Genomic DNA, 24,220 nt, shown 5'->3' with positions numbered 1-24,220 from the left:
TTCTTTAATAAAATCTTGAATTATCTTTCTGCCAAATCTTTAACAGAATAAACGCTATCAGCATGCCTCCAAGGTGGGCGTAATGCGCCACATTATCGCCTGGTACATTTTGTATGCCTGCATATAACTCATATAATCCGTAGAAGGTTACAAGGTATTTTGCTTTGATAGGAATAGGTGGAAATAGTAAAAATAATTCTGTATTAGGAAAGAGCATACCAAATGCCAGCAAAATACCAAAAACTGCTCCCGATGCTCCTATAAGTGGGACATTTCCTTGAAAGCGAACCACTTCCTTTACTCTTTGAATACTTCCATCAATATATTCTTGTTTACCAGGATTTTCTCCATAGGCATCTGTAAACTCATACCATTGACTGTAAGCATAACCAGCATTTTCTTGAATAAAGGAGACAAAAGCTTCATAATTCGGATTTTCAATATATTGTTCTGCTGCACTTTCTAGTTGTTTCATTTCAATGAAATTTACTACTCCAAAAAGAATACCTGCACCAACACCTGTAACCATATAAAAAATGAAGAATCTTTTTGAGCCCCAAAATCGCTCCAACATTGGACCAAATATGAATAAGGCAAACATATTCCCTAACAAATGCCCAAATCCTGCATGCAAAAACATATAGGTTATAAATTGAAACGGCTGGAAGGTTTCCGCAAAAATATAGCGTAATCCAAAATATTGAGCCAATTCAAAATTCAGAAAAGAGGGAATAAGCAATAATGCTATATTTATTAAAAGAAGATTCTTTACAACTGGAGTAAGTCTTGCGAACATAAAATTCTATTATATAAATTCTAAAGTTAACTAGTATTGTTTCTTTCCTAAAAGCCTAACAAAGTACCTTCAATTAAAAAAACTTGCTATTTTATGAAGGTCAAAAATAATAAAAGTTGAATTACCAGAAGGCGCATAATTAGGGTTCTGACAGGCAAAAAGTTTGTCAATCAATGCATTCATCTCTTCCGAATTCAACTTATGTCCTGCCCTTATGGCTGACCTTTTTGCCAAAGAACGAGCAATATTTTCATTTTTCGAAATACTCAACACATTTTTATTATGTTTAAACTGGTCGATCAACCCTTCAAACACTGATTTCACCGAAGTATCGGTTAATTCTGTTGGTGCACCATTTATTACCACTGTATCTTTTCCGAATGATGAAATCACAAAACCTAAAGCTTTTAATTCCTCCTCCATATCCATTACCAAAGTATAATCGGGTGCTGATAATTGCACTTGTTCAGGGAAGAGAAATTGTTGTGAGCTGCCGTCACTATTCTGCAAATGACGGTTGAATTTTTCAAATAAAATTCGCTCATGAGCCGCTTGCTGGTCCACCAGCATTAAGCCTGATTTTACTTGAGTAGCAATATATTTTTGATGAATTTGAAAAATACTTGTTTTTGCTTCAACCCATTCATTCTTTGGTGCCGAACTATGACTTTCTTCATTAATTGCACTTCCAAAAGTCATGGATTGCTGATTTTTATTTGAAAAGTCTTCTGTTTCGTCCTCTTTACTTATTTTATCACTTAATTCCTGGAAGCTAGACAGAATTTTATCCCACTCGCCATCATTATCTTTAGGCTGTTTAAACTTTTGATAGTTAGAAGTTTTAGTAGCAAAATCATCTATTCTATCTCTTCTTGGAGCATTAAAACTGAAATTTACATCACTATCGAAATCTAAGGCTGGCGCCACATTATGGGCTCCAAGTGCTTGACGGATAGCTGCAGCCAAAATCCCATAGACCATTCGCTCATCATCAAATTTGATTTCCGTTTTGGTAGGATGAACATTTACATCAATTCTTTTAGGATCAATCTCTAAACACAGCACATAAAAAGGATGGGCTTCCTTGCCTAATAAACCCTCAAAGCCATTAACAACTGCGTGATGCAAATAACCACTTTTGATATAGCGATTATTTACAAAGAAAAATTGTTCCCCACGTGTTTTCTTTGCAAACTCAGGCTTACCAATATAGCCGTATATTTTCAATTGGTCGGTAGTTTCTTCACAAGCTACCAACTGCTCTTGATAATTTTTCCCAAATAAACCAACAATTCGTTGACTCAGCTTGCCCGCATTTAATTGGTAAACATCCATATCGTTTTGATGTAAACTAAATGCTACTTGAGGATTTGCCAGTGCCACTCTATGAAATTCATCAATAATATGGCGCATTTCCACTGGATTTGATTTCAAAAAATTACGTCTAGCTGGCACATTATAAAAAAGATTTTTTACCGATATGGTAGTACCTCCAGTATGTGCCGTATGGGATTGATTTTTTACCTCCGAAGCCTCCACTTGAATTAAAACGCCAAGTTCCGCATCTGCTTTTTTGGTTTTCAATTCTACTTGCGAAACTGCCGCAATCGAAGCCATCGCTTCTCCTCTAAAGCCCATTGTTTTCAAGGTGAATAAATCATCTGACTTTCTGATCTTGGAAGTAGCGTGCCTTTCAAAACACATGCGAGCATCCGTTTCCGACATTCCTAAGCCATCATCAATCACCTGAATAAGTTGCTTGCCAGCATCTTTCACCACCAATTTTATCTTACTACTTCCGGCATCAATAGAATTTTCTAATAATTCCTTCACTACTGCAGCGGGTCTTTGTACTACCTCTCCCGCAGCAATTTGGTTAGCGATTGCATCAGGCAATAACTGTATTATATCGGACATTTAATTTATGGTGTGGATTCTGAAATTTCGTTTTTCAAAAAATTATTATAAAAATAAATAACTAAACTATTACTTTTTTCTTCGTCTTAAAATAATGTAAAGTGGAATCAATAAGAATAAAGCGAAATACACATTAGCACCGTACATCAAGTATCCACCGATTGAAACTCCAACAATGACTATCATTAAAAATTGAAACAAATCTGCAGAACGATTTGACCCTCTTCTGGTTTTGTAGGCATCTCTGATACTTTCAACGCTATGTCCCTCTCGTTCATTTTGCACTTCCTTTCTTATGCGGTCGGTTCTTTTTTCAATGTCTTCTTTTACTGGGTCGTAATATCTTGGCTTAATTTCAAAACGTTGATGACCAGGAAGTCTAAAAATGGATGGAATTTTCATAATCATTTATTTAAAATAGATGAATAAAAGAACGAAGCTACCGTTATGTAAGTTTATTTAGCAAACTGTTGATATGCTTTCGATTAAATTCAACAATTTAGCATTCTATAGACAATAATCTTTCTAAGAAACAAACTTAGTGTTAATTTAGCTTTTATCATAAATTCAAAACTGCCACATGTTCAAAAAAGTTTTATCCCTTTCATTTCTGTTGATTTTTTCAATTACAAGTTCCCTTTTTTCTCAACAAAATGAGTATCCACAATGGGTTGAAAAAACATATAAAGAAATGAGCCAAAATGAAAAAATTGGCCAACTTTTTATGGTGGCTGCTTATTCTAATAAAGGTCAGGAACATACTAAAAACCTATCTCTTCTTATAGAAAATTATCACATAGGAGGTTTAATCTTTTTCCAAGGTGGGCCAGGAAGAGAAATTAATTTGACCAATCAATTGCAAGCCAAATCTAAAATTCCACTTTGGATAGGAATGGATGCAGAATGGGGCTTAGGTATGCGATTAGATAGTACCATGAATTTTCCAAAACAAATGACCTTGGGAGCCATTCAAAATAATGATTATATATATAAAATGGGGGCAGAAATTGCCCGACAAGCAAAGCTTATTGGGGTCCATATCAATTTTGCTCCAGTGGTAGATGTCAACAATAATGTTAAAAACCCAGTAATTGGAAACCGCTCTTTTGGTGAGGATAAAGAAAATGTAGCGCAAAAAGGAGTAGCCTATATGAAAGGAATGCAAGACAATGGACTTTTAGCTAATGCAAAGCACTTTCCTGGACATGGAGATACAGACTCAGATTCTCATATGACATTACCTGTAATCAATCACAGTGTTGAAAGATTGGATGAACTAGAATTGTATCCATTTAAAAAGTTGATTGAAAATAAAGTGAATAGCATAATGGTGGCACATTTGCATATTCCTGCTTATGATAATACACCTAACAAAGCAACCACTCTATCTAAAAGTGTTGTAACCGACTTATTAAAAGAAGAATTGGGTTTTGATGGCTTGATCTTTACTGATGCTTTGAATATGAAAGGTGTAAGTGATTTTTATGCCCCTGGAGAAACGGATTTATTAGCCTTTAAAGCTGGAAATGATGTTTTACTTTTCCCTATGGATGTTCCTAATGCAATCAAAATGATTAAAGAGGCCATTAATAAAAAGGAAATCCCTCAGGAAAGATTAGAGGAGAGCGTTAAGAAAATCCTTTATGCCAAATATAAATTGGGGCTGCACAATGGATATGAAAAATTAGATTCCAAAAACATTCATCAAAAGCTCAATTCAGATGAAGCAAAAAATCTAAATGAAAAATTATATGCTGCAGCCGCCACTTTAGTGAAAAATGAAAAAGATTTTCTTCCTATTCATATTTTAGATACCACTAACTTTGCTTCTCTTTCGCTAAGAGGAAACAGCAATAGTACATTCCAACAATATTTAAACAAATATGCTGATTTTACCCATTACCATTTACCAGCAGAAAATATGGACCTAGGTGATTATAGCCAGCTTATGAATCAACTTAGCCAATATGAAACAGTAGTAGTAGGCTTACATGGAATGAATAACTCTGCTTCTAAAAGATTTGGTTTAAAATCAGAGGACTTGCTTTTCTTACAAAACTTATCAGAAGAGTCTAATGTGGTTCTAACTGTTTTCGGGAATGCTTACAGTTTAAAATACCTACAATCATTTCAACATATACTAATGATGTATGAAGATAATGATATGACCCAAAAATTAGCCCCTCAAATACTTTTTGGTGCAAAATCTGCTAAAGGAAAGTTGCCAGTTTCCGTTGCTCCTAACATGAAAGTTGGGACAGGAATCATTACCAAAACTCTCAATAGATTTGGTTATAGTAACCCATTAGATGTGGGAATGGACCCTAAAATTTTAGCTGAAATTGATGCCATTGCAGAAGAAGCCATGAAGACAGAGGCGACCCCAGGAGGTCAAATATTAGTAGCTAAAGACGGACAAATAATCTACGAAAACAACTTCGGGTATCAAACTTATCATAAATATTCTAAAGTAGAAGATGAAACTATTTATGATTTAGCCTCCATCACAAAAGTGGCTGCGACATTGCAAAGCATTATGTTTCTGTATGACAGAGGAATTATTGATTTAGATAAGAAAATAAGTCATTATCTACCAGAACTTAAGAAAAGTAACAAGCAGAACATGACTTTGCGTAATATCCTGACTCACCAGGCAGGTTTAATTCCATATGTTCCATTTTGGAGGCAAACTCATGATATGTTTGGATTAAAAACACCCTTATACCAAAATCATGAAGCCTCTCTTTATCCAAACCAGTTAGCTTCTGGGCTTTATGGCCATCAAGTTTTGGGAGATTCAATCTGGCAATGGGTAATAGATTCAGAATTGCTTGAAAAACCAAGATGGCAGAAAAACTATGATTACCGCTATTCAGATATGGGATACTACATTATGCATAAAATTAGTGAACGTATGACCAATTTGAATTATGAAGAACTTTTATATGAGAATTTTTATAAGCCGATGGGCATGAGTACCATGGGCTTTTTGCCACTCTGCCGATTTCCTCAAGATAGAATCGCCCCGACGGAAAACGATCTCACTTTCAGAAATGATTTAATAAAAGGATGGGTGCATGACCAGGGAGCAGCAATGGTTGGGGGTGTTGCAGGACATGCAGGTCTTTTTAGTAACGCGAAGGATTTAGCTATTTTAATGCAAATGAATTTATGGGATGGTGCTTACGGAGGTGTGCGATACTTTAGTAAAGGGACTGTTCCATATTTCACGAAGAAGCAATTTGATGAAAACAGAAGAGGGTTAGGTTGGGATAAACCAGTGGAAGAAGAAGGTCCCTCCCCTACCTCTCATTATGCTTCACCATTAACCTTTGGTCATACCGGATTTACAGGAACTGCAGCATGGGCTGACCCTGAATTCGGCTTAGTATATATATTCCTTTCTAACAGAGTATATCCTGATGCCAATAATAGAAAACTTATTACCTCCAACATCCGGACTCGAATAATGGATATTATATATCAATCAATTTTCGAGTATGAATCACAGCAAGAAGCATATGTCAATTAAATAGTGTAATTCAATTCTTACGACCGGGCTAGAATATTTTAAACATAATTACCTGGCATTACGTTTTAGTTTCCAACTTATTAATAAGTAATTATTTTAACATCAAATAAATGAATATAGGTATTGTTTGTTATCCTACTTTTGGCGGAAGCGGGGTTGTTGCAACTGAATTAGGAAAAGCACTAGCTAAAAATGGTCATAATGTCCATTTTATCACGTATTCTCAACCAACTCGATTAGATTTTTTTAATGAAAATTTATTCTATCATGAGGTAGATATTAGAACATACCCATTATTTCAATATCCTCCTTATGAGCTTGCTTTGGCTAGTAAGATGGTTGATGTAGTTCAACATGAAAAATTAGATTTATTGCATGTTCATTATGCTATTCCGCATGCTTCGGCAGCCTACATGGCAAAACAAATACTAAAGGAAAAAAATATTGACATTCCAGTGGTGACTACACTACACGGAACAGATATTACATTGGTAGGAAAAGACCCTTCATACGAACCCGTTGTTACCTTTAGTATTAATAAATCGGATGGTGTAACAGCCGTTTCTGAAGATTTAAGAAAAGATACTTTAGAGCATTTTGATATTTATCAGCATATAGAAGTAATCCCCAATTTTATAGATTTAGGAAGATTTAAAAGACAGAAGAAAGACCATTTTAAAACTGCTATTTGTCCTAATGGGGAGAAATTATTGGTACATACTTCCAACTTCAGAAAAGTAAAAAGAGTTGAAGATGTAATTCAAGTTTTTAATAATGTACGTAAAATTATACCCGCAAAATTACTCTTGGTAGGCGATGGTCCTGAAAGAATCAAAATGGAAAAATTATGCCGTGATTTGGGCATTTGTGAAGATATTAGATTCTTAGGTAAATTAGAGGCGGTTGAAGAAGTTTTATCGGTATGTGATTTATTTTTGATGCCCTCCGAAAAAGAAAGTTTTGGATTAGCCGCACTAGAAGCCATGTCTTGCGAAGTTCCTGTTCTTTCCTCAAATGCTGGTGGAATTCCAGAATTGAATATTAATGGAGAGACTGGTTTCGTTTGTAATATTGGTGATGTTAAAGACATGACAGAAAAAGCTTTACACATTTTAGCAGATGAAAATCTGGATAAGTTTAAAGCCGCTGCATTAGAAAGAGCAAAAAAATTCGATATCACTAATATTCTACCTTTATATGAGAATTTCTACGATAAAATCATGAGAAAAGAGCTAGCTGAAAGGTCATCATAATTAATTTTGAGGAACAATTCCTCCACTTAGTCGTTCAAATCCCATAGTTAATTGATGCACAATTTTTTAAAATTTGTCACTTTATAAACTATGGAATTAGCACAAGACAAAAAAATCAAAGAATCAGGAACAAAAAACCTTTTTGAAAATCCATTACTGGAAAAATTAACTAGAAGTCATTTTTCCATACCACTAAGTATATTAGCAGTTATTGCAACCTATCTTGCTTATTTATCTTTTACTTTTTTTAAAATTGATACCCTCATTTTCGTAGGTTTATTTACGTTAGGTTTTTTTAGTTGGACATTAGGAGAATATCTTATTCATCGGTATGTTTTTCATATGGACAATGATAAAAGATGGAAAAGATGGGTCACCTATACTTTTCATGGAATTCATCATGAATACCCTAAGGATAAAGACAGAATTGTAATGCCACCTGCAGGAGCGATTATAATCAGTAGTATAATTTTTGGAGGTTTTTGGCTAATTCTTCAAGATTATGCTTTTGCTTTTGTGCCTGGCTTTTTGATTGGTTATTTAGCTTATGCTTTCGTTCATTATGCCATCCATGCCTATCAACCACCTAAAAATTTCCTGAAATGGCTATGGATTTATCATAGTATTCATCATTACAAACACCCAGATCAATATTTTGGAGTTTCAACTCCATTATGGGATTATGTTTTTAATACTATCCCCAAAAAGAAAAAATAATGGCTTCAGTAAGCGTTTTAGGTTGTGGTTGGTTAGGACTTCCCCTTGCTAAGCAATTACTGGCTCAAGGTTTTAAAGTAAAGGGAAGCACCACTACCGACTCAAAAATGCTTGAATTGGAAAATGCAGGTATTTTACCGTTCAGTATTCAATTGCCAAATGATAATTTGAGTTTTGAATTTTTCAATTCGGATTATCTTATCATAAATATACCTCCACAAACTTCCAAAAAAGGAGTTAATCATCATGTAGAAAGTTTAAAACCAATTCTAAAATATATTCCTTCTACTCAAAGAATAATATATGTAAGTGCTACTTCTGTTTACCCAAAAGTAGACTATCCAATTACGGAAGAACATGAATTAGATCATTCTTCAGAAAGAGCAAAAGCCCTAATTCAAGCTGAAAAACTTTTATTAAGAAATTTTAAGGAGCGTCTGACAATTATCAGATTCGGAGGTCTTTTAGGCTATGATAGAATCCCTGGTAAGTACTTTTCTAATCGAAAACTTGAGCAGCATCAACAAAAAGTGAATTACATTCATAGAGACGATGCCATTGGATTAATCCAAACCGTGATAAAACAAGAAAACTGGGGTTTTACAATAAATGGGATAGCTCCTAATCATCCTACTAAAAAGGAGGTATTTCTAAAAAATGCAGAAGATTTCAATTTCAATCCTCCCATTTTTGAAAATATTGAGCAAGAATTAAAAAATCGAATGATTAAAAGCGATAAAATTGAATCTATTTTAGATTATTCATTCATTTATCCTGACCCATTACATTTTTTTTATATTAAGTGAAGAAATGGCTTTTTAAAAATTTGATTATTTAGTATCATTCGAAAGCTTATTTAAAATTATGTGTACATTAACATATTTACCACTTTCCGAAGATCAATATATTTTAACCACTAACCGCGATGAAAGTCCTGACAGAGCACTCTCAGGTTTCCCTTCTTACCATCATGTTGAAGGAAAAAATATTGTATTCCCACAAGACCCTAAAGCTGGCGGAACTTGGATAGCCACATCTGACAATGGAATAAGTGTTTGTTTGTTAAACGGAGTAAATAAACCTCATGATTTTAATCCTCCTTATAAAATAAGCAGAGGTTTAGTGGTGATGGAAGCCATAGAATGCATAAAACCAGATGAATTCTTTAAAAATTACGATTTCACAAATATTGAACCTTTCACAATGGTTGTGCTTTTTCATGATCCTGAATTGAAAATTCTGCAATTCAAATGGGATGGCCAAAAAACTTTTCTGGAAGAAATGGATCCTAAAAAACCCCATATTTGGGCTTCAGCTCAACTTTACACCAAAAAATCTATTCAAAATCGAAATGAATGGTTTCAAATATGGTTAAATGAAAATAAAAATTATTCGGTTGAAGCAATTAGAGAATTTCATCAAAGTGCAGGTTCTGGCGATTTGAACAATGATATGGTGATGGATAGAGGTGAAGTGAAAACCGTTAGCATCACAAGTATTTGCTCGTTAAAAGGAGTAGTTACGATGGCTCACCATAATTTAATGGAAAAAGGCTTTCAAGAAATTAGCCTCTCACAACATTTAAATCAAGAGTTTTCACATCATATTTTGTAGAGATTTATTCATCGCTACCCTACAGATTAAAAAATCTTCTAACTGAAGTCATAAAAATACCCTTATATTTAATGTTACAAATATAAGCGCATTACGGTAACATTCGGCTTCTCTATTTAGTTAAGGACTCATATGTTAGGTTACAGATTTACAAAATATTTAGCCCATAAAGATTTATCGGATACTACCTTCGATCAATTATTTAAAGTATTTAATGAATTATTGATCATTACGGGAGGTAATGTCAGCGAAGCGCTAAGCTGGTTGACTAATATTGATAAACAATATAACATCACAGATGGACAATATGGAATGGGCGATTTCATAGAGGATTTGAAAAATAAAGGGTTTATTTCGGATAAAACACCAGACGGATCATTTGAAATTACTGCGAAAGCAGAACAAAATATTCGACAAAGTGCTTTGGAAGAGATATTTGGTAAACTCAAAAAATCAGGCAAAGGCGAACATAAAACCAATTTCACAGGACTAGGGGAAGAAACCGGCACTGACAAAAGAAATTATGAGTTTGGTGACTTATTGCATCAAATTTCTATGACGGATTCTTTAAGGAATGCCCAAATCAATCATGGATTAGGTGATTTTATGCTCACGGAAGATGATTTGGAAGTTGTAGAAAGTGAGTACAAAACTCAGACTTCTACGGTTTTGATGATAGATATTTCTCATTCCATGATATTGTACGGAGAAGACAGAATTACTCCTGCAAAAAAAGTGGCTATGGCTCTGGCTGAGCTCATTACCAAAAAATATAAAAAAGATACACTCGATATTATCGTATTTGGAAACGATGCTTGGCAAATTCAAATTAAAGATTTGCCTTATTTACAAGTTGGCCCTTACCACACCAATACCATAGCTGGTTTAGAATTGGCAATGGATTTGTTGAGAAGACGTAAAAATAAAAACAAACAGATTTTTATGATTACAGATGGAAAACCAACTTGTATGAAGCAAGGCATAAAATATTATAAAAACAGCTTTGGGCTTGACCCGAAAATATTAAATAAAACACTCAATCTGGGAGCACAGTGCAAAAGATTGAAAATTCCTATCACCACATTTATGATTGCCTCTGACCCTTATTTACAAGAATTTGTAAAGGAATTCACCACTGTAAATAATGGAAATGCATATTATAGCAGCTTACAAGGATTAGGCAATTTGGTGTTTGAAGACTATAAAAGAAACAGAAAAAAAAGATACTGAAAATAGATTTATGAGCTACGAAAAACTCACTTCTCAAGATAAATTAAAAATTACTACGCTTAAACAATTAATGGAAAGCGGTTATCAGCCTAAAGCTGTAAAAGAGGAATTAAGAGAAAACCTCATCAAGAAAATGAAAGCTGGAGAAAATGTGTTCGAAGGCATCTGGGGATATGAAGATACTGTAATTCCTGATATTCAAAGAGCAATTCTTTCTCGTCATAATATCAATTTATTAGGATTAAGAGGGCAGGCAAAAACAAGAATCGCACGAATGATGACCCTTTTGCTTGATGAATACATACCTGTTCTGAAAGGAACAGAATTGAATGACGATCCTACGCAACCACTTTCTAGGCAAGCTACAGACATTCTAGAAGAGAAAGGAAATGAGGCACCTGTTGCCTGGATGCATCGTGATGAGCGCTACACTGAAAAATTAGCTACGCCAGATGTTTCTGTAGCGGATTTGATTGGGGATGTTGATCCGATTAAAGCAGCCACTTTAAAATTACCTTATTCTGATGAACGCGTAATTCACTATGGTTTGATTCCTCGATCTCACAGAGGTATTTTTGTCATCAATGAATTACCAGATTTGCAAGCCAGAATACAAGTGGCACTTTTTAATATTTTACAAGAAGGAGATATTCAAATCAGAGGTTTTAAATTGAGATTGCCACTTGATTTACAATTTGTGTTCACTGCCAATCCTGAAGATTATACAAATAGAGGAAGTATCATTACTCCATTGAAGGATAGAATTGATGCACAAATCATAACACATTATCCAGAATCCATCGAGATTGGAAGAAAAATTACTACTCAAGAAGCTGCCATAAAAGATGAGCAAAATGAGGCAGTAGAACTAAATGAGCTTTCAAAAGATTTAATCGAGCAAATAGCAATAGAAGCTAGAAATAGTGAATATATAGATGAGAAGAGTGGTGTTTCGGCAAGATTAACTATCTCTGCATACGAAAGCTTGGTCAGTGCTGCAGAGCGCAGATCTTTAATCAATAATGAAGCTAAAGTATATGTTCGAATGTCTGATTTCTCAGGCGTTGTGCCTGCCATTACGGGTAAAGTAGAACTTGTTTATGAAGGAGAGCAAGAAGGTCCAGGCATTGTTGCACAAACTTTAGTGGGAAAGGCAATTCGTTCACAATTTGACCAATATTTTTCTAATCCTGAAGAACTTAGAAAAGATAGAGAAAAGAAAAACCCATATAAACCTATAAGTAAATGGTTTAATGATGGCAAGAAAATAGACCTGTTGCATGATGATACTGAAAACGAATATCGTAAAAAGCTAGACAGCATTCCAGGACTGAAGGATCTGGTAAAAGGCAATCATAAAAAATTAAATGAAAAAGAAACGTACTTTATGATGGAATTTGCTTTACATGGAATGGCTGAATATAGTTTATTGAGCAAACACGCATTAGCTAAAGGTCATAGCTTTAAAGACCTGTTAAGCAGTATGATCAATTTCGAAGATTCATCTGAAAATGATGACGATTTCAATATTAGATAGTATATTTAGAATAGAACCACTAAATAAAGATGCTTGAAAATAACTAATAACCTTATTGAAGAAATTGAAAAAATACTGAGTGAGGCTCGTACAATTTCAAATGAAAATATTCCTAGTGCTATTAGTTTAACTGAAAAAGCACTCTTTAAATCTCAGAAAATTAAGGAGAAAAATGCTATTCACGCTGATGCTTTAAATCAACTTTCTTTATTGCAAAGGAAGAATACTGAATTTGCAACTGCCAAATCATTAGCTGAGCGTGCTCAATCAATTTCTAATAAAATTAGCTATAAACGTGGAATTGCGGATTCAAGCTATAATTTAGGGACTATTTTTAAAGACCAAGAGAAGTTTAGTGAAGCACTTCCCTTTCTAGTGGATGCTGTACAGCACTACGAAAATATTCAAAATTTTGGCAATCATTCTAAGGCGCTGTGTTTACTTGGAAATATCTATGAAGAATTTCAAGACTACAAAAATGCCTTCTCAGTATATGAAAAGGCTCTAGAAGAAGCGACAGCTTATAAAAACAAAAACCTAATTAGCGATATTTATTTGAGCTTAGCAGGCATCAATTTAAAAACTGATAAGGTTTCTAAAGCAGCCCATTGGATTACGAAATGTATAAAACTCAAAGAAGAATTACTACAAAAAGAAAAATTAGCTAAAGCTTATTTCTTAGCTGGAAAAATTAAATTAAAAGCTAGAAAGTATTTAACCGCTGAAGAAAATTTCACCAAAGCATTAAATCTATTTTCTCACACCGATATCAAATCGGGTAAAGTTGAGTGTATGGAAAAACTTGGAAAAGTTTATTTTCAGATAGGTAAGATCCAGGAAGCAATAGATTTGCTTGAGAAAGCAATTGAAATAGCGACAAAAAACAACTTTAAAAATAGCCTTTTCGAATGCCATCAATTGCTTTTTCAATGCTATAAACCCGTTAACACCTCGAAGGCCCTTTTCCATTTAGAAGAATACGTAAGATTTAAAGAGGAGGAAAATAATAAATATATTCAAACGCTAGTGAATGGATATGAAGTAATCTCTCAAATGGATGATTTAGAGAAAGATGCTGTAATTGAAAAAGAAAAGGCTTTCATCATTGAAAAGAAAAACACTGAATTAGACTCTTTTTTCTATCGTGTATCTCATGATTTAAAAGGGCCAATTGCTTCTCTTTTGGGCTTAAGCGATCTGGCAAATAAGGATATAAAAGACCCAGAAGCCAGAAATTTCTTCAAAATGTACGACCATCAAATTAAACGATTAAATATGATCGTGATGGAGCTTATCAACATTACAGAATTAAATTATCGAGAAATTAAGCTTTCCCTCATTAATTTTTATGAAATAGTAGATAATTGTATCTCTGCTTATTCTTATTTACCTAATTACAATAGAATTAAATTTACAGTTGACATAGAAAGTAATCTCTACTTTAAATCCGAATGGTATATTATCAACACCATTCTTCAAAATCTAATAGAGAATAGTATCAAATATTTGGATCCAAAAAAAGAACAGTCCAAGATTGATATTTCAATTTTTAAACGTAAAGATTTCATTTTCATCATAGTTCATGATAATGGACAAGGGATTGCAATTGAACATCAATCCAAAATTTTTGATATGTTTTACAAAGCCAACGAAAATGCAAGTGGAACTGGATTAGGTTTATTTATATTAAAAAGAGCAATTGAACGTTTGAAAGGAGAGGTCTCAGTTGAAAGCCAACTAGATGAAGGAAGCAAGTTTCAGGTCAAAATTCCATTGAATTAGAATGTTATAACGAATAACCATCTTCTTTTTATTATATTTACATAAATTTTTTAAATCAACATGGAAGCACTTTTAACAGCAGACGGACTAATCAGTTTATTATCCTTAACCCTCATGGAAGTGGTATTAGGTATAGATAATATTATTTTCATATCTATACTCTGTAATCAGCTCCCTGAAAGTCAACAAGGAAAAGCTAGAACGTTAGGATTGGTCTTAGCTTTAGTGATGAGAGTTGCTTTGTTATTTGCAGTATCATGGCTAATCGGCCTCACCGAACCGCTTACTACAATTTATGGATTTGAACTAACATATCGAGACATCATCCTGATGGCAGGAGGATTGTTCCTTATCTATAAAAGTACAATTGAAATCCACCATAAATTAGAAGGAGAGGAAGTCGATGTAAAATCAAAAACCAAAGTCAACAGCTTTACTTCCGTAATTTTACAAATCATATTGTTAGATGCTGTATTCTCATTTGATTCCATTTTAACTGCAGTTGGTTTAGTCGATGAAATCATTATTATGATTATAGCGGTAGTGATCAGCATCGGAATTATGTTACTAGCTGCTACTAGAATCAGCAATTTTGTGAATAGTCATCCAACAGTTAAAATGCTAGCACTATCATTTTTATTACTAATTGGTGTTTTATTATTTGCTGAAGGGCTTCATACGCATGTGCCAAAAGGATATATCTATTTTGCTATATTTTTCTCTTTGGTTGTTGAAATGCTGAATTTAAGAATGAAAAAAAACAAAAACCCTGTTAAATTAAAGAAACGTTTAAAAGAGTAAATTAAAACGTTTTTTCTTCTTCGCTTATTCTCTTAACTTTAAGCCATCAATTAAGGGGTGCCTCAAAATAACGGGCTGAGAATATACTCTGGACCTGATCCTGATAATGCAGGCGTAGGAATTAAATAGAGCTAACTAGATGCTTAATTAAGAAAATTTCATCCCAATTACTTTCTGGATTGATAATCAATACCAAATAGTAAGTTGTGGTATGAGTTTTAGAATACTCATAGAATATAACAAATGGACATTTTAAAGGAATTGTACTATGGCCTTCTTAATATGGGTTGGCTAGAAGGATTTGGCGTTTTTTTTGGCATATTATATATTTATTTTGCAGCCAAAGAAATGATTTGGTGCTGGTACGCCAGCTTGGTAAGTGTCAGCATCTATCTCGTAATTTGTTATCAGGTACAGCTTTATGCCGAAATGGGCTTGAATATTTATTACCTAGGCACTACTATTTACGGTTGGTGGCATTGGCGAAATCCCAATAGAAAAGGAAAAGATTTACCAATCTCTAGGATGAAAGGGAAAGAACACGGCCTTTTCATTGTTACGGGTATACTTTTCACCTTTGGATTAGGCTATTTTTTAATTGAGAATACCAATGCCCAACTCCCCTATTTGGATTCTTTCACCACTATTTTTAGTGTCTTAACTACTTTATTGGTAACTCGTAAGGTGCTAGAAAATTGGCTCTATTGGATAGTAATTGATGCGGTAGCTATTTACATTTATTTTCAGAGAGAATTATATTTAACCTCTTTGCTTATGGCTGCTTATGTAATTATTGCCGCACTAGGATATATCAATTGGCGTAAACTATATCATACTAAATACGCGTGAAAAAAATTGCCATTATAGGGCCAGAAAGCACCGGAAAAAGCACCTTAACAATAGGTTTGGCTAAGTCTTTTAACGAACCCTACGTTCCTGAATATGGGAGAAAATATCTGGAAGAAAATGGAATTCAGTATCAGAAAGCTGATTTGCTGAAAATCAGCAAAGGTATGATGAAAGCAGAGGAAGAAAAAGCTAGAGAAGCCACTCAATTTCTTTTCTGCGATACAGATTTAATCATGATGAAAGTCTGGTATGAAGTAAAATATGGAGATTGTCATCCATTCGTTCTGGAAAAATTATCTCAAAAACCCTATGATTACTATTTACTTTGTGCCCCTGACCTACCCTGGGAAGAAGACCCCTTACGAGAGAATCCAAATTTGAGAGAAGAACTCTTTGGACGCTATCAAAAAGAATTGGAGGATTATGGATTTGCATATTCCATCATTTCTGGAAAAGAAAAGAGATTGGAAGCGGCAGTTAAAATAGTTGAAAAACAAATTAGTTTAAGATAATCATTTGCATTCCTAATTATTCCACCTTATACTTGCATCATCAATAAGGGGTGCCTTAACATAACGGGCTGAGAGTATACCCTGAACCTGATCTCGGTAATGCGAGCGTAGGAATTTTGAACTTTAATCAAATTACAATGGAATTAATCAGATTAGCATTGGATTGGACTCCCAATACCAATCATACTGGCTTCTTTGTAGCCCAAGCAAAGGGTTTTTATGATGAAGCAGGTATAAAAGTTGAAATCCGTTCACCGGAAGAAGACAACTATGAAAAAACACCAGCCAAATTAGTAGAAGAAAAGGCCGTTGAACTAGGAATTACGCCATCAGAATCTGTCATCAGCTATCAAACGCTTGAAAACAAACCAAATCTACAAGCTGTAGCAGCTATTCTCCAGACAGATGCAAGCGCAATTGTAAGTTTAGCTAATAGTGAAATCCAGCAAATGAAAGATTTAGATGGTAAAATTTACGCCTCTTACAATGCCAGATTCGAAGATCACATTGTAGAAGCCATGGTCAAAAAAGATGGAGGGAAAGGTCGGTTTACTAAAAGCAATCCTGACAAATTAGGAATTTGGAATACCTTACTTGCCAAAAAAGCAGCTGCAACCTGGGTTTTTATGCCCTGGGAAGGAATTCTTGCCGAAAGAGCAGGTATCAAACTGAATGCTTTTCGCTTAGATGAATATGATATCCCTTATGGATACTCTCCTGTTTTGGTTGTGCATCCTGAAGTGTTGGAAGGTAAACAAACGGCCATTTCAAATTTCTTAAAAGCATCAGCAAAAGGCTTTCTTTTTGCTCAGAAAAATCCCAAAGACGCAGTAAAGATTTTAGCTGCTGCTGGAGCGCAAGAAGAATTAAAAGACGAAATTTTTCTATTAGAAAGTCAAAAAGCCATTAATCCTTATTACACCAATAAAAATGGAACATGGGGACTAATGGAAGACGAACGATGGGCAGATTTCACAAATTGGCTGAAAGCTCAAAAACTGATAGAAGAAGAAACTTTATCAAATCACAATTCATTATACAGTAATAAGTATTTATAAAAATATTGCTCTTCGGAGCAGGGGTGCCTTAATACAACGGGCTGAGATTATACCCAATGAACCTGATGCCGATAATGCGGTCGAAGGGATTTAGGTTAAGGAAAACTAAGAGAAGTAAATACCCCACTTCTCACATGTTAAACTTACAATTTACAAAAATCATGTTTTACAATTTATTCAAATGCACTGCTTTACTATTACTTAGTTTAGCTCTAACCAGTAGTGTTCTTGCTCAAAACACAATTTCAGGTAAGATTACGGATCAGCAAAATAATCCGCTCTTGGGAGCCAATGTGTTTATACCTTCTATTAACAAAGGTTCAGCAACTGATGTCAATGGCGATTATCTAATTACTGAAGTGCCTGACGGAACTTATGAGGTCAATATAAGCTATGTAGGCTATCAGGAAATCAGTAGAGAAGTAACAATAGATCAAAACCTCAATATAAATTTCACGCTAGAGGAAAGTGCAATGCTTTCAGAGGAAGTTACTGTAAAAGCCATAAGGGCAGAATCAAAAGCTCCCATTACCCAAAAAACACTCAATAAAGCTGAAATTAACCAAGTGTTTAACGGGCAAGACGGAGCGTTCGTTCTAGAAACTTTATCTCCCTCTATTCAGGTAAATTCTGATGCTGGAACACGTTTCACCAACTACGGAAGTATGCGATTGAGAGGTATAAGTCAAAAGAGAATCAATATTACCTTGAATGGCGTGCCTTTAAATGATATGATGGACCAAGGAGTGTATTTTTCAAATTTCACTGATTTCACCAATAGCATTGAATCTGTGCAGATTCAAAGGGGAGTTGGAACTTCCACAAATGGAACGGCATCCTATGCAGGTTCAATAAGTTACGAATCCATGAATATTAATCAAAAAGAAGCAGAAAGCACTGTTTCGATTCTAGGTGGGTCATTTAATACCTGGCAGGGTAGCGCAGAGGTGAAAACTGGTTTACTAGATAACAAAACTGCCTTTTATGCTCGTATGAGTAAAACATACAGTGACGGTTATAGATACCATTCAGGAACAGACTCCTATTCAATGTTTTTCAGCGGAGGCTATTTTGGTGATAAGGATGTGGTGAAAGTAACTGGCTTTCTTGGCAAAACAAAAAATGATTTAGCATACAGTCCTGTACCTATTTCTTTAATACGACAAGACCCTAAAACCAATGTAAATAATCCGAATGATATTGACGATTTTGGACAGTCATTATTACAAGTTGAATATTCTCACTTCTTCAGTCCAGAAAAAAGCTTAACGAGTTCGGTATATTACGGAGGAGCAGGTGGTGATTTTCCTTATGGATATGATGATGCAGGAACCTTTACTCAAATTAACTACCCACTTTATAATGATCACTACGGAGCTATGAGTTACTACAATGAAGAAGTAGGCAACTTAAACTGGAGTACTGGTATTCATGCTTATACATTTTTAAGAGAGAATATTGAGCAAATTATACCTAACTATACAACCCCTTATTATCAGGATAAATCTGTAAAAAATGAATTAAGTGCTTTTGCAAAAGGCTCTTATGAATTGGGTAATTTTACGGCTTTTGCTGATGTTCAAGTGCGATTTGTGAGCTTGCAAATGGAACCGGATGTTGATTTTCTAGGGGAAAACAGAACTATCCCTACTTACAACTGGCAATTCATCAATCCAAAGTTGGGGGTAACCTATCAAATCAATAGCAACAGTAATGCTTATGTTTCATTTGGTAGAAGTGGTCGCGAGCCTAACAGAGGAGATTACTTAGGAGATACGCAAATCAATCAGGGAAATATAGACTTATTACAGGACCAAAATTCCGTGCAGGCAGAATTTGTCAATGATTATGAATTAGGATATCGACTAAATCAAGATCATTTTCAAGCCAACATTAATGGTTTCTATATGGATTTCGAAAATGAAATTGCTCCAATCGGTGAATTTATTCCACAATATTTCCTGCAGCTTTACGAAAATCAGGAGGATTCTTATAGAACTGGAATTGAATTAGATTGGAGAATTCTTCCTGCCGAAAAATGGAATATAACAGGTAATGCCACTTTTATGCAAAGTATTATTTCCAGTTACACTCCAGAAGGCGGATCTGAAACTTACACCGATATTAAAACACCTTACAGTCCGGAAGTATTGTTTAATACCAATGTACAATTTGAGGCTACAAATTGGTTAAGACTAGGAGTTCATGGAAGATATGCAGGCAAAAGCTATACAGAACTTACTAATAATGAAGATTTTGTACTTCCAGCTTATTTTGTAACCAATTTAAGAGCGACTACTTCTTTTGCCAAGCATTACACTTTTGAGGTAGAATACAACAATATTTTTGATGAACAATATTATACCGATGGTGCTCCTGCTGGTAATGAAATGGCCTATTTTGTGCAAGCTCCTGCCCATGTTTACTGTAGATTTACTGCAAAGTTCTAAGGACTCATTATAGCATTTCCAAAGTCTTATATTTTGGAAATGCTATTTACTTAAAAAAATATCAATTATGGCTAATAAAACATTCATCCCTTTTTACGATATCAAGAAATATCCTGATGAGGTTTTGGTAGTAGATGCCCATCATCCGCAAGGATTTGATTTATCTCACTGGAGAGGAGCTCCAGTTCCTGACAACTGTAAGGCAGACACAAGCACAGAAATTGTCTTAAAAGCTATTCGTAAAAATCTACCCGAATTGAATAAAAATTATGTCAGCAATAATCATTATGATATTGATGGTTTTCTAGGTGTTTGGGCTATTTTTAATCCAAAGGAAGCATTAGAGCATTATGATCTATTAGTTGAAATGGCTCAAATAGGTGATTTTAGAGAAATCAATTTTAATTTTTCTGATTGGAAAAAAGCGCTAAAACTCGTTTGCTGGTTAAATGAAGAGGAAGCCAAATTATTTTATCCTCCATTTGGCGCACCAGATATTGCAGAAAAAGAAATGGAAGCATGCGTACCAAAGTATCTTCATTTTTTAGAGGCTTTCAGTCAATTAATAGACTTATCAATGGAGGAAATTCCAGAAACCGAGGAGTACAATTTAGTATTAAGTCATTTTGATAAAATCAGTGAGCAAAAAACGTTTGATAATATTAGGCTTCACATTGTATATGCTGAACAACCAATACATTATTATGCGCTTTACAGTGAAAGTCCGACAGCAGATATTGTTATGAGTATTTATCCTGAAAACCGATATGAATTGGAGTTTAAATACACCACGTGGATAAATACTACCCGCAGGCACTTTCCAAGAATCAGTATGGAAAAGCTTTGTAATCAACTAAATGAAATAGAAGAAAGCGGTAAGAAATGGGAAGCTGAAAATTTTACAGACACCGCTCCGATTTTACGCTTAAAAGGTGAAAAGCTGAACAAAAAAGAGCGTTATCAAAGTCCTTGTTTCCGCCCAATATATTCTTCAACTATTGCCCCAGAAGTTTTTCAAGAAATCTGTATCGATTACTTCAAAACACATTATAAAGCACTTTCAAAAGGAGAAACACTAGAATGGAAAGAAGTTAGAAAATTGAATGAAAAGCTATTTGTTTAAGTTCATTTTAATCAATAAATCCGTCCAGACTTTATTATCTGAACGGATCTAATTTGCTTAATATCTATTTACTTTTTCTCTTCTTCCTTTTTCGCAGTTAAGACTTCGGGGGCTTCTTTTAAAATTGCATTATACCAAGTGACTAACTTTTTCACATCCGATGGATAAACTTGATTTTCATCATAATTAGGTAAAATATGCTTCAAAAAAGACATTATTTCTTCTTTTGAAGATTTATTATCGATACCTAAATCATCTCCAAATTCTTCGTGCATAGTATTGAAAATCTTCTGCAAGGGCACATTTCCCTCAGAATCAGTGGTATAAATTGATATCTCATCCAGAATAGAAACCTTATCATGAGCATGAGCTACTAACTTTTGCTTCTTTTCATCTAGTGATTCTAAAATTACGCCTGTTCTGGAAGGTTTTACAACATTATATAAACCACCTTTACCTGTTACTGATGCTATATCTTTTAACTCCATGTTTTTCTTCTTAAAAATGATGGACGAATTTAATGCAAACATTTCCGTTTTCACAAAAATGAGAGCTAGATTTTAAAGCAAATTTGATGTTAATACGCTGACAAATAAAAATAATCTAATTTAAAAACCTTATAGCGATACTTTAAAACTCAATAAAATAAAAAAGACTGCCCTATTTCTAAGACAGTCTTCATAACTTTTTAATGTTTAAGATAAATTATGCCATTTGAGCATTAATCTTATCAGCTAAAACTTGCTTAGGAACTGCTCCAATTTGTTTATCAACTACTTCTCCCCCTTTAAATACTAATAAAGTTGGGATACTTCTGATACCGAATTTAGCAGACATATTTGGATTTTCATCAACATTTACTTTTCCGATTACTGCTTTGCCGTCATAATCTCCAGCTAACTCTTCCACTAATGGACCAATCATTTTACAAGGTCCGCACCATTCTGCCCAGAAATCAACCAAAACTGGCTGATCTGATTTCAATATTTCTTCAAAATTACTATCAGTTATTTCTACAGTACTTGCCATCTTATTTTTTATTTATCTATTTCTGAATTTAAAACGTAAAGATAGAAAAAAATGTTGCTACATCTATTTCTATTTTCGTAACAAAAGTCACATCTGCAACTTTCGTTTTTCTAATACTTCCTTAACCTATCAGGTTCCAAAGTAATTATTAAAGCTCTTCCTGAACTTTACCGCATTTCAGCATTTTATCCCCAAAATAAGGATTACGAATTTCTTCTTGAGCGCTTAACCAAAAAGCACCTTCATTGTTAAATGCCATCGGACAATATTGCTTATATATTTTTTGATCCCTGCTGTTCGCATTCTCTTTTGCCAAAACGTAAATTTGTTGACTCAAATCATCAAAGTCGGAACGAATCTCCTCTACATTTTCTTTTTCGTGCATTTGCTTAGTTAAGGATTTCATTTGTTCCATTCCAGCATCCAAACTTTCTAAAAGTTTAGCCAATGCAGATTTAGCTTCCATTGCATCTGTCTTAACCAATGCATCTTTCACACTAAAATAAGAAGATAAAATACTTTTCAATTGCTCTGAACTTATATCAGAAGTTGAAGCTTGCATTACTTTTTCTTCTTTGGGTTCGTCTTTTGCAGTTTGATTTTCTGATTTCTCGCCTTGTGAACAGCCTGCAGTTAAGACTGCAAACACTACTAAACTTAAGATTAAATTTTTCATTTTATTTTTATTTACAATAGTTACAAAGTTACTACTAATTGGTCAATAAATATTCTAAATCAGGTATCATTTTTAGTTTACTAAAAACTAATTGGTTTATATTAACTCATTTACAGTACAAAGTATTTTACTATAATACCACCCGTTAACCATAAATAACTAGCGAATGCAACCCATTTAAGGACTTTTTCTAAAAGAGGACTTTTAGGGGCCATCTCTTTGTGATGCATAATATCTTTTCCCTTGAAGAATCCCAAATAAACCAGAACACCTGAAATAATTAAAAATACTATATTCAAATAAAAAGAGTAATCCAATTGGAAATGGTCTTTATCCGTAATGCTTTTCCCTGCAGCAGGATCAGGTAACATATCAAAAAGATTGAAACCATAATGTAATACTAATGATGTAACAACCAGCGAGGTGAAAAGTAAAAACAAAATAAAGAAGGACATTTTCCAACCGTAATATTTTGCATTGATTCTTAGCACCGGAAACACCACTAAATCACTAAAAATGAATGCAATAACTCCTGCAAAACTCACTCCTTTTCCATAAAGTAATGCAGCCAATGGAATATTTCCCATAGACCCAATAAAGGTTAAAAATGCTGCAATTGGTCCTGCAATAACGTGCTCTAATAATGTAAAAAATGAAAATGAACTTTGTCCTTCACCAGAATTAATAAATAAGGTTTGAAAAAAAGAATCTGGAACAAATGCTGCAACAATACCAGCAATGGTAAATCCAACGGTTACATCTTTCCACACCATTTTCCATTCCATCCCATATTGCTTTCCTACTTTAGCCCAGCTTTCTGCTGACTTTAGCTTTTTCTGAAGTGGCTTCACTTCTGAATCATCATCATCGCTAGAATTATCTAAATTTTTTCTGGCTTTCTCAATAAGCTTTTTAGGATTGATAATTCGTATTAAAAGCCAGGAGATTAAAATCAGTAATATTCCTCCTACATATTCGCCCACAACAAATTGCCAGCCCAGAAATACAGTAATAATGATTCCTAACTCTATAACTAAGTTTGTTGATGCTAATAAAAAGGCAATGGAAGAAATAAAGCTAGCTCCTTTTTGAAATAATGATTTTGAAGTAGCTAAGGCAGAAAAGCTACAGGAGCTGCTGATGAAGCCAAAGAAAGTCCCTAAAAATACACTTTTGCTATTATCTGCGCCCATACTTTTCTGCATTCTTTCTTCAGTAACAAAAATTTGAATTAAGCTACTAATGGCATATCCTAATACAAAGGCCCATAAAGCCATCCAAAAAAATCCGATAGAAGTATAAGCCGCCTCTCCCCAGTTATTTAAAAAATTATCCATTTAACTA

The 24,220-nt window shown here is 34.1% G+C and carries 21 protein-coding genes and 1 riboswitch; of the genes, 14 read left to right on the top strand and 7 right to left on the bottom strand.

The window, feature by feature from the left end:
* Positions 1–4: 4 nt before the first annotated feature.
* The 3 genes from VFM92_RS12060 to VFM92_RS12050 all read right to left on the bottom strand — a co-directional run bounded on the left by VFM92_RS12060 (position 5) and on the right by VFM92_RS12050 (position 3,115).
* A complete protein-coding gene (locus VFM92_RS12060; protein ID WP_325122480.1) occupies positions 5–796 on the bottom strand; it encodes a rhomboid family intramembrane serine protease in 792 nt (263 codons plus the stop codon).
* 69 nt (positions 797–865) lie between these two features.
* Positions 866–2,713, bottom strand: coding sequence for a DNA mismatch repair endonuclease MutL (gene mutL, locus VFM92_RS12055; RefSeq protein ID WP_325122479.1), 1,848 nt, complete (start codon positions 2,711–2,713; stop codon positions 866–868).
* A 69-nt stretch (positions 2,714–2,782) separates the two neighbouring features.
* Positions 2,783–3,115, bottom strand: a complete 333-nt coding sequence (locus tag VFM92_RS12050; protein ID WP_325122478.1) for a hypothetical protein — start codon at positions 3,113–3,115, stop codon at positions 2,783–2,785.
* A gap of 178 nt (positions 3,116–3,293) precedes the next feature.
* Between VFM92_RS12050 and VFM92_RS12045 the strand changes: the two genes are divergently transcribed.
* The 14 genes from VFM92_RS12045 (at position 3,294) to VFM92_RS11980 (ending at position 21,171) form a co-directional block, all read left to right on the top strand.
* Positions 3,294–6,245, top strand: a complete 2,952-nt coding sequence (locus VFM92_RS12045; protein ID WP_325122477.1) for a glycoside hydrolase family 3 N-terminal domain-containing protein — start codon at positions 3,294–3,296, stop codon at positions 6,243–6,245.
* Between the two features lie 110 nt (positions 6,246–6,355).
* Positions 6,356–7,498 carry an N-acetyl-alpha-D-glucosaminyl L-malate synthase BshA gene (gene bshA / locus VFM92_RS12040; RefSeq protein ID WP_325122476.1) on the top strand — a complete coding sequence of 381 codons (1,143 nt, stop codon included), beginning with the start codon at positions 6,356–6,358 and terminating at the stop codon, positions 7,496–7,498.
* A gap of 90 nt (positions 7,499–7,588) precedes the next feature.
* Positions 7,589–8,215 carry a sterol desaturase family protein gene (locus VFM92_RS12035; RefSeq protein WP_325122475.1) on the top strand — a complete coding sequence of 209 codons (627 nt, stop codon included), beginning with the start codon at positions 7,589–7,591 and terminating at the stop codon, positions 8,213–8,215.
* Positions 8,215–9,021 (top strand): SDR family NAD(P)-dependent oxidoreductase, encoded by an 807-nt coding sequence (locus VFM92_RS12030; protein ID WP_325122474.1) that lies wholly within the window; start codon positions 8,215–8,217, stop codon positions 9,019–9,021. The genes VFM92_RS12035 and VFM92_RS12030 overlap by 1 nt, the downstream gene beginning before the upstream one ends.
* 58 nt (positions 9,022–9,079) lie before the next feature.
* A complete protein-coding gene (locus VFM92_RS12025) occupies positions 9,080–9,829 on the top strand; it encodes an NRDE family protein (RefSeq protein ID WP_325122473.1) in 750 nt (249 codons plus the stop codon).
* A 132-nt stretch (positions 9,830–9,961) separates the two neighbouring features.
* Positions 9,962–11,059, top strand: coding sequence for a vWA domain-containing protein (locus tag VFM92_RS12020; RefSeq protein WP_325122472.1), 1,098 nt, complete (start codon positions 9,962–9,964; stop codon positions 11,057–11,059).
* 10 nt (positions 11,060–11,069) lie between these two features.
* Positions 11,070–12,596 carry a magnesium chelatase gene (locus VFM92_RS12015; RefSeq protein ID WP_325122471.1) on the top strand — a complete coding sequence of 509 codons (1,527 nt, stop codon included), beginning with the start codon at positions 11,070–11,072 and terminating at the stop codon, positions 12,594–12,596.
* Between the two features lie 33 nt (positions 12,597–12,629).
* Positions 12,630–14,378, top strand: coding sequence for a tetratricopeptide repeat-containing sensor histidine kinase (locus tag VFM92_RS12010; protein ID WP_325122470.1), 1,749 nt, complete (start codon positions 12,630–12,632; stop codon positions 14,376–14,378).
* A gap of 60 nt (positions 14,379–14,438) precedes the next feature.
* A complete protein-coding gene (locus VFM92_RS12005; RefSeq protein WP_325122469.1) occupies positions 14,439–15,179 on the top strand; it encodes a TerC family protein in 741 nt (246 codons plus the stop codon).
* 243 nt (positions 15,180–15,422) lie between these two features.
* A complete protein-coding gene (gene pnuC, locus VFM92_RS12000; RefSeq protein ID WP_325122468.1) occupies positions 15,423–16,028 on the top strand; it encodes a nicotinamide riboside transporter PnuC in 606 nt (201 codons plus the stop codon).
* Positions 16,025–16,540, top strand: coding sequence for an ATP-binding protein (locus VFM92_RS11995; RefSeq protein ID WP_325122467.1), 516 nt, complete (start codon positions 16,025–16,027; stop codon positions 16,538–16,540). The genes pnuC and VFM92_RS11995 overlap by 4 nt, the downstream gene beginning before the upstream one ends.
* A gap of 36 nt (positions 16,541–16,576) precedes the next feature.
* Positions 16,577–16,671, top strand: a riboswitch (TPP riboswitch).
* Between the two features lie 6 nt (positions 16,672–16,677).
* On the top strand, positions 16,678–17,598 hold the full coding sequence (locus tag VFM92_RS11990; protein WP_325122466.1) for an ABC transporter substrate-binding protein: 921 nt from the start codon (positions 16,678–16,680) through the stop codon (positions 17,596–17,598).
* A 161-nt stretch (positions 17,599–17,759) separates the two neighbouring features.
* On the top strand, positions 17,760–20,048 hold the full coding sequence (locus VFM92_RS11985) for a TonB-dependent receptor (RefSeq protein ID WP_325122465.1): 2,289 nt from the start codon (positions 17,760–17,762) through the stop codon (positions 20,046–20,048).
* A 67-nt stretch (positions 20,049–20,115) separates the two neighbouring features.
* Positions 20,116–21,171, top strand: coding sequence for a DUF6687 family protein (locus VFM92_RS11980; protein ID WP_325122464.1), 1,056 nt, complete (start codon positions 20,116–20,118; stop codon positions 21,169–21,171).
* Between the two features lie 68 nt (positions 21,172–21,239).
* Here VFM92_RS11980 and VFM92_RS11975 read toward each other — a convergent pair whose 3' ends face one another.
* The 4 genes from VFM92_RS11975 to VFM92_RS11960 all read right to left on the bottom strand — a co-directional run bounded on the left by VFM92_RS11975 (position 21,240) and on the right by VFM92_RS11960 (position 24,213).
* A complete protein-coding gene (locus VFM92_RS11975; RefSeq protein WP_325122463.1) occupies positions 21,240–21,659 on the bottom strand; it encodes a DUF5606 domain-containing protein in 420 nt (139 codons plus the stop codon).
* Positions 21,660–21,876: 217 nt separating this feature from the next.
* Positions 21,877–22,200, bottom strand: coding sequence for a thioredoxin (gene trxA, locus VFM92_RS11970; protein ID WP_325122462.1), 324 nt, complete (start codon positions 22,198–22,200; stop codon positions 21,877–21,879).
* A gap of 148 nt (positions 22,201–22,348) precedes the next feature.
* Positions 22,349–22,876 carry a DUF3347 domain-containing protein gene (locus VFM92_RS11965; RefSeq protein WP_325122461.1) on the bottom strand — a complete coding sequence of 176 codons (528 nt, stop codon included), beginning with the start codon at positions 22,874–22,876 and terminating at the stop codon, positions 22,349–22,351.
* Positions 22,877–22,986: 110 nt separating this feature from the next.
* On the bottom strand, positions 22,987–24,213 hold the full coding sequence (locus VFM92_RS11960; protein ID WP_325122460.1) for a permease: 1,227 nt from the start codon (positions 24,211–24,213) through the stop codon (positions 22,987–22,989).
* Positions 24,214–24,220: the final 7 nt, after the last annotated feature.

This window comes from Marivirga sp., from assembly GCF_035704835.1.
Lineage (GTDB): Bacteria > Bacteroidota > Bacteroidia > Cytophagales > Cyclobacteriaceae > Marivirga.
Note: the sequence above shows the minus strand (reverse complement) of the source record. Positions and strands in the feature narration are given on the sequence as shown.

Coding starts and splice junctions, on each gene's coding strand:
- VFM92_RS12025 (WP_325122473.1), top strand. CDS start 9,080: ATGTGTACATTAACATATTTACCACTTTCCGAAGATCAATATATTTTA.
- VFM92_RS11990 (WP_325122466.1), top strand. CDS start 16,678: ATGGAATTAATCAGATTAGCATTGGATTGGACTCCCAATACCAATCAT.
- VFM92_RS12050 (WP_325122478.1), bottom strand. CDS start 3,115: ATGAAAATTCCATCCATTTTTAGACTTCCTGGTCATCAACGTTTTGAA.
- mutL (WP_325122479.1), bottom strand. CDS start 2,713: ATGTCCGATATAATACAGTTATTGCCTGATGCAATCGCTAACCAAATT.
- VFM92_RS11960 (WP_325122460.1), bottom strand. CDS start 24,213: ATGGATAATTTTTTAAATAACTGGGGAGAGGCGGCTTATACTTCTATC.
- VFM92_RS12060 (WP_325122480.1), bottom strand. CDS start 796: ATGTTCGCAAGACTTACTCCAGTTGTAAAGAATCTTCTTTTAATAAAT.
- VFM92_RS12030 (WP_325122474.1), top strand. CDS start 8,215: ATGGCTTCAGTAAGCGTTTTAGGTTGTGGTTGGTTAGGACTTCCCCTT.
- VFM92_RS11975 (WP_325122463.1), bottom strand. CDS start 21,659: ATGGAGTTAAAAGATATAGCATCAGTAACAGGTAAAGGTGGTTTATAT.
- VFM92_RS12035 (WP_325122475.1), top strand. CDS start 7,589: ATGGAATTAGCACAAGACAAAAAAATCAAAGAATCAGGAACAAAAAAC.
- VFM92_RS12020 (WP_325122472.1), top strand. CDS start 9,962: ATGTTAGGTTACAGATTTACAAAATATTTAGCCCATAAAGATTTATCG.
- VFM92_RS11965 (WP_325122461.1), bottom strand. CDS start 22,876: ATGAAAAATTTAATCTTAAGTTTAGTAGTGTTTGCAGTCTTAACTGCA.
- VFM92_RS12015 (WP_325122471.1), top strand. CDS start 11,070: ATGAGCTACGAAAAACTCACTTCTCAAGATAAATTAAAAATTACTACG.
- trxA (WP_325122462.1), bottom strand. CDS start 22,200: ATGGCAAGTACTGTAGAAATAACTGATAGTAATTTTGAAGAAATATTG.
- VFM92_RS12005 (WP_325122469.1), top strand. CDS start 14,439: ATGGAAGCACTTTTAACAGCAGACGGACTAATCAGTTTATTATCCTTA.
- VFM92_RS11985 (WP_325122465.1), top strand. CDS start 17,760: ATGTTTTACAATTTATTCAAATGCACTGCTTTACTATTACTTAGTTTA.
- VFM92_RS11980 (WP_325122464.1), top strand. CDS start 20,116: ATGGCTAATAAAACATTCATCCCTTTTTACGATATCAAGAAATATCCT.
- VFM92_RS12045 (WP_325122477.1), top strand. CDS start 3,294: ATGTTCAAAAAAGTTTTATCCCTTTCATTTCTGTTGATTTTTTCAATT.
- pnuC (WP_325122468.1), top strand. CDS start 15,423: ATGGACATTTTAAAGGAATTGTACTATGGCCTTCTTAATATGGGTTGG.
- bshA (WP_325122476.1), top strand. CDS start 6,356: ATGAATATAGGTATTGTTTGTTATCCTACTTTTGGCGGAAGCGGGGTT.